The 5,411-nt window shown below is 69.1% G+C and carries 6 protein-coding genes; all 6 read left to right on the top strand.

The features are described from left to right. A partial coding sequence (locus WAX14_RS16750) for a Trp biosynthesis-associated membrane protein (protein ID WP_422629178.1) occupies window positions 1-243 on the top strand: 243 nt, incomplete at its 5' end. A gap of 124 nt (window positions 244-367) precedes the next feature. Then, a complete protein-coding gene (gene trpC, locus WAX14_RS16745; RefSeq protein ID WP_422629177.1) occupies window positions 368-1,177 on the top strand; it encodes an indole-3-glycerol phosphate synthase TrpC in 810 nt (269 codons plus the stop codon). 114 nt (window positions 1,178-1,291) lie between these two features. Then, a complete protein-coding gene (gene trpB, locus WAX14_RS16740) occupies window positions 1,292-2,542 on the top strand; it encodes a tryptophan synthase subunit beta (protein WP_422629179.1) in 1,251 nt (416 codons plus the stop codon). Then, window positions 2,539-3,342 (top strand): tryptophan synthase subunit alpha, encoded by an 804-nt coding sequence (gene trpA, locus WAX14_RS16735; protein ID WP_422629176.1) that lies wholly within the window; start codon window positions 2,539-2,541, stop codon window positions 3,340-3,342. The genes trpB and trpA overlap by 4 nt, the downstream gene beginning before the upstream one ends. Beyond that, window positions 3,339-4,484, top strand: a complete 1,146-nt coding sequence (lgt, locus tag WAX14_RS16730) for a prolipoprotein diacylglyceryl transferase (RefSeq protein ID WP_422629175.1) — start codon at window positions 3,339-3,341, stop codon at window positions 4,482-4,484. Before trpA ends, lgt begins: the two co-directional genes overlap by 4 nt. Window positions 4,485-4,561: 77 nt before the next feature. Next, a complete protein-coding gene (locus tag WAX14_RS16725; RefSeq protein ID WP_422629174.1) occupies window positions 4,562-5,359 on the top strand; it encodes an NINE protein in 798 nt (265 codons plus the stop codon). The last annotated feature ends 52 nt before the right edge of the window (window positions 5,360-5,411 follow it).

The raw sequence follows: 5,411 nt of genomic DNA, 5'->3' as shown, positions 1-5,411 counted from the left end.
GTCCTGTGGCGCACCCCGCGCAGTCAGGCGGGCCTGTCGTCGAAATACGACAGTCCCGCCGCGCGCCGGGAGGCGGCCACCCGACGCGACGAGGGCGACGAACCTGCCACCGACCGGGCACTGTGGGACGCCCTCGACGCGGGTGAGGATCCGACCCTCGACGCCGATACCGATCCCGCCGCGGGCGCGAGCGACGGCCCACCCGGCGACGACGGCGATGCCGATTCGGGTACCCGCCGCTGACCCCGGCGGCTCGGCGCACTAGGCTTCAGACAGCCCCGATGAGCTTGGTCACAACGGGATTGACAGTCACATGGGGATCGGCAGTCACATGGGGAGTGACGAAGGTGCGGAAAGGACTCGAGCCATGACAGTTCTCGACTCGATTCTCGAAGGGGTGCGCGCCGATGTCGCCGCCCGGGAGGCGATCGTCGACTTCGCCGCCGTCAAGGCCGCCGCTGCCGCCGCGCCCCCGCCGATCGACGCCAAGGCGGCACTGCGTGAACCCGGCATCGCCGTCATCGCCGAGGTCAAGCGTGCCAGCCCGTCGAAGGGTGCACTCGCCGACATCGCCGATCCGGCCGAACTCGCCAGGGCATACGAGTCCGGGGGAGCCCGCGCGATCAGTGTGCTCACCGAGGAACGTCGCTTCCACGGCAGCCTTGCCGACCTCGACGCGGTGCGCCGCGCCGTCCGGATTCCGGTGCTGCGCAAAGACTTCATCGTCGGGCCGTACCAGATCCACGAGGCCCGCGCCCACGGTGCCGACCTGGTGTTGTTGATCGTCGCCGCGCTCGAGCAATCCGTGCTCACCTCGCTCATCGACCGCATCGAATCGCTCGGCATGACCGCGCTCGTCGAGGCACACACCGAGGAAGAGGCGAGTCGCGCGCTCGAAGCCGGCGCGACCGTCATCGGCATCAACGCCCGCAACCTCAAGACCCTCGAGGTGGACAAGGGCACGTTCGGACGGATCGCGCCCGGCCTGCCCAGTCACGTCGTCAAGATCGCCGAGTCCGGTGTGCGGGGGGCGGCCGATCTGCTCGCGTACGCCGGTGCCGGTGCCGACGCGGTACTCGTCGGTGAGGGCCTCGTGACGAGCGGCGATCCGCGTCAGGCGGTCGCCGAACTGGTCACGGTGGGCACCCATCCGTCCTGCCCCAAGCCCGCGCGCTGACCGGCGGTCCACGACGGCGACCCGACGGGACGCCGGGCGTCGTGGTGGGGCAGACTTGATCCCGTGACTGCAGACGATCCCCTCCTCTCGGCCAAAGGCCACGGCCTTCCCGTCATGAGCGAAGCCGTGTCCGTTCCCACCGCGCACGAACCCGACGCCGGTGGACACTTCGGGGTCTTCGGTGGCCGCTATCTGCCCGAGGCGCTCATGGCCGTCATCGAAGAGGTGACCGCCGCCTACGAGAAGGAACGGACCGACCCGGGTTTCCTGGCCGAACTCGATCGTCTCCAGCGGGACTACACGGGCCGGCCGTCGCCGGTCTACGAAGCGGCCCGGCTCAGCGAACACGCCGGCGGTGCGCGCCTGCTGCTCAAGCGCGAGGATCTCAACCACACCGGTTCGCACAAGATCAACAATGTGCTGGGGCAGGCGCTGCTCGCCAAGCGCATGGGCAAGACCCGCGTCATCGCCGAAACCGGTGCGGGCCAGCACGGTGTCGCCACCGCGACCGCCTGCGCCCTCCTCGGCCTCGACTGCATCGTCTACATGGGTGAAGTCGACACCGAGCGGCAGGCCCTGAACGTGGCGCGGATGCGCCTGCTCGGCGCCGAAGTCATCGCCGCCAAGACCGGCTCGCGCACCCTCAAGGACGCCATCAACGAAGCCATGCGGGACTGGGTCACCAACGCCGACACCACCTACTACTGCTTCGGCACCGCCGCCGGACCGCACCCGTTCCCGGCGATGGTCCGCGACTTCCAACGCATCATCGGTCTCGAAGCGCGTGCCCAGGTGCAGGCCCTCACCGGCCGCCTGCCCGACGCCGTCGTCGCCTGCGTCGGAGGTGGTTCCAACGCCATCGGCATCTTCCACCCCTTCATCGACGACGCGTCGGTCAAGCTCGTCGGCATCGAAGCAGGCGGTGACGGTGTCGAGACCGGACGGCACGCCGCGACCATCGGCGGTGGCACGCACGGCGCCCTGCACGGCGCGTACTCGTACCTGCTGCAGGACGAGGACGGACAGACCATCGAATCGCACTCGATCTCCGCGGGTCTCGACTATCCCGGTGTCGGCCCGGAACATTCGTGGCTCGCCGACACCGGTCGCGCCGAATACCGGTCGGCCACCGACACCGAGGCGATGAACGCGTTCAAGCTGCTGTGCCGCACCGAGGGCATCATTCCCGCAATCGAATCGGCCCACGCGGTCGCCGGCGCGCTGACACTCGGACCCGAACTCGGCGAGGGCGCGATCGTCCTGGTGAACATCTCGGGCCGCGGCGACAAGGACGTCGACACCGCAGCCAAGTGGTTCGGCTACCTTCCCGCCGACAGCACCGACACCGAAGGAGCCGCGCAGTGAGCGCCCCGCACGAACGCCTCACCGAGATCTTCACGACCTGCCGTGCCGAGAAACGCGCCGCGCTCGTCGGCTACCTCCCCGTCGGCTACCCGACGGTCGGCAAGTCCATCGACGCCGTCACCGCGCTCGTCGAGGGCGGCTGCGATCTCGTCGAGGTGGGCATCCCGTACAGCGACCCGGTCATGGACGGCACCACCATCCAGAACGCCGCGAACGAGGCGCTCGCCGGCGGTGTCCGGGTGCGCGACGTGTTCCCGGCCGTGCGGGCAGTCACCGATGCCGGCGGGTCCGCCGTGGTCATGACGTACTGGAATCTGGTCATGAAGTACGGCGTCGAGAACTTCGCGCGCGACCTCGCCGCCGCCGGTGGCCTCGGCATGATCACGCCGGACCTGATCCCCGACGAAGCCGCCGACTGGATCGCCGCATCGGACAAGTACGGACTCGGCCGCACCTTCCTCGTCGCACCCTCGTCGACGAACGAACGGCTCGCGATGACCCTCGACCAGTGCCGCGGCTTCGTCTATGCGACGTCGACGATGGGTGTCACCGGAGCCCGCGACAACGTCGACAACCGGGCACCGGAACTCGTCGCGCGGGTACGCGCCCACTCCGACATCCCCATCGGGGTCGGACTGGGAGTCCGCAACGGTGCGCAGGCCGCGGAGATCGCCGGATACGCCGACGGCGTCATCGTCGGTTCCGCGCTCGTCAGCGCCGTCGGGCAGGACCGCGACGCACTGCTCGAACTGACTCGTGATCTCGCTGCGGGTGTGCGCTCGGCTACCGTGGCCTCGTGACCGACACGACCACCTTCCTCGCCTATCTGCCCTCGCCGCCACAGGGAGTCTGGTACCTCGGGCCCCTCGCCCTACGCGCCTACGCCCTGTGCATCATCGTCGGTATCGTCGTCGCGATCGTGTGGGGCGACCGGCGGTGGGTCGCCCGCGGCGGAGAGAAGGGCACCGTCCTCGACATCGCGGTGTGGGCCGTGCCGTTCGGCCTGATCGGCGGCCGGCTCTACCACGTCGCCACCGACTGGCCAAAATACTTCGGTGACGGCGCCGACCCGATCAACGCACTGAAAATCTGGGAGGGCGGCCTCGGCATCTGGGGTGCCGTCGCGTTCGGCGCGGTGGGCGCCTGGATCGGCTGCCGCCGCCGCGGTATCCCACTGCCCGCATTCGGCGACGCCTTGGCCCCGGCTGTGCTGCTCGCCCAGGCCATCGGCCGGCTCGGCAACTGGTTCAACCAGGAACTGTACGGTCGCGAGACGACGGTGCCGTGGGGTCTCGAAATCTACGAGCGCCGCAACGACGCCGGTCAGGTCTCACCCGGCCTGATCGACGGGGTCTCCACCGGTCAGGTCTACTCGGTCGTGCACCCGACGTTCCTGTACGAACTGCTGTGGAACGTGCTGATCGTCGTGCTGCTCGTCGTCGTCGACCGCCGATTCAAGATCGGCCACGGACGCCTGTTCGCGCTGTACGTCGCCGGATACTGCCTGGGTCGCTTCTGGATCGAACTGATGCGCTCCGACGCCGCCACCCACATCGCGGGTATCCGAATCAACTCGTTCACCTCCGGCATCGTGTTCGTCCTCGCCGTCGCCTACTTCATCTTCGCGCGGAAGGGCCGGGAGGATCCCGAGGACCTGAAGCCGACCCATGTTCGGGTCGCGGCCGCCGAAGCCGCGGGCAAGGACGAAACCGCGGGCAAGGACGAAACCGCGGGCAAGGACAAAACCGACAGTGACGGCCGGTCCGCCGGTGGGGCGACCCCGGATTCTGTCGAGAACGCTGTGCCGAAGGACGGTAAGGGCGCCGCAGCGTCGACGGGCACCGCCGAGGAAAAGGCGGGCACTACCGAGGAAAAGGCTGGCACCACCGAAGAGAAGAGCGGCACGCCCCGGGCCGACGAAGCAACCACGCCGGACCGCTAGCAGTGGCCCTGGCCCGAGCCGACGGCGACCCGCCGGTAAGGTCGAACCCGACCGAACAACAATGAGGGGGATCACTCGTGACTACACCGGATCCGGCCGCTTCGGACCCGAATTCGGAGCGCCCGATCGATCTCGGCAAGAAGTCGACCGGACCTGCAGAACCGCAGCGGGGTCCGGACTTCAGACCCGGGTTCGACTACGACGCGACCGCACAGGCGTCGCTGTCGGAACCGCCACCGACATCCGAATCGACCGCAGCCTCCTCGGCCACCGCGGGCCCCGGCTGGGATACCTACTCGGGCATCGGCAACGGACCTGGCTGGGGTTCCACCCCCAGCTATCCGCCGCCGTCCGACTACTCGTCGGTTCCGCAGCAACCGACTGCGCCGACCGGTCCGTCCGGCCCGGTGTACGGCACTCCCGACCCGCAGTACCCGATGGGGGAGCAGCAGTCCGGGTACGGCGCACCCGGGGGATTCGGTGCGCCGGTCCCGCCCCCGCCGCCGCCGCAGCAGCCGTACGGTGCCGCTCCGGGCTACGGTGCGGCACCAGGCTATGGTGCGCCTGGCTACGGACCGGTTCAGGGAGGTGCGCCAGGCTTCGGTGCGGTGGACCAGTCGGCACCGTTCGGACGCGACCCGCTCACCGGCGAGCCCTATTCGGACCGGTCCAAGACGACAGCGGGTCTGCTTCAGATCCTGCTCGGCGGCTTCGGCGCAGGCAGGTTCTACCTCAATCAGCCGGGCACGGCGATCGCTCAGATCGCCGTGACATGGCTGACCTGCGGTCTCGGCGGCATCTGGCCGCTGATCGACGGCATCATGATGCTCACCGGCAAGGTGCGCGACGAATTCGGTCGGCCCCTGAAGCCCTGAAGCCCTGAAGCCCTGAAGCCCTGAAGCCCTGATCGGGGCACCCGAACAGACC

The organism is Rhodococcus sp. (in: high G+C Gram-positive bacteria), assembly GCF_049299235.1.
GTDB lineage: Bacteria > Actinomycetota > Actinomycetes > Mycobacteriales > Mycobacteriaceae > Rhodococcus.
This window is presented reverse-complemented; position numbering and strand designations above follow the sequence as displayed.

What these genes read in the sequence shown, in the direction of transcription:
- trpC (WP_422629177.1), top strand. Translation starts at nt 368, where the DNA reads ATGACAGTTCTCGACTCGATTCTCGAAGGGGTGCGCGCCGATGTCGCC.
- trpB (WP_422629179.1), top strand. Translation starts at nt 1,292, where the DNA reads ATGAGCGAAGCCGTGTCCGTTCCCACCGCGCACGAACCCGACGCCGGT.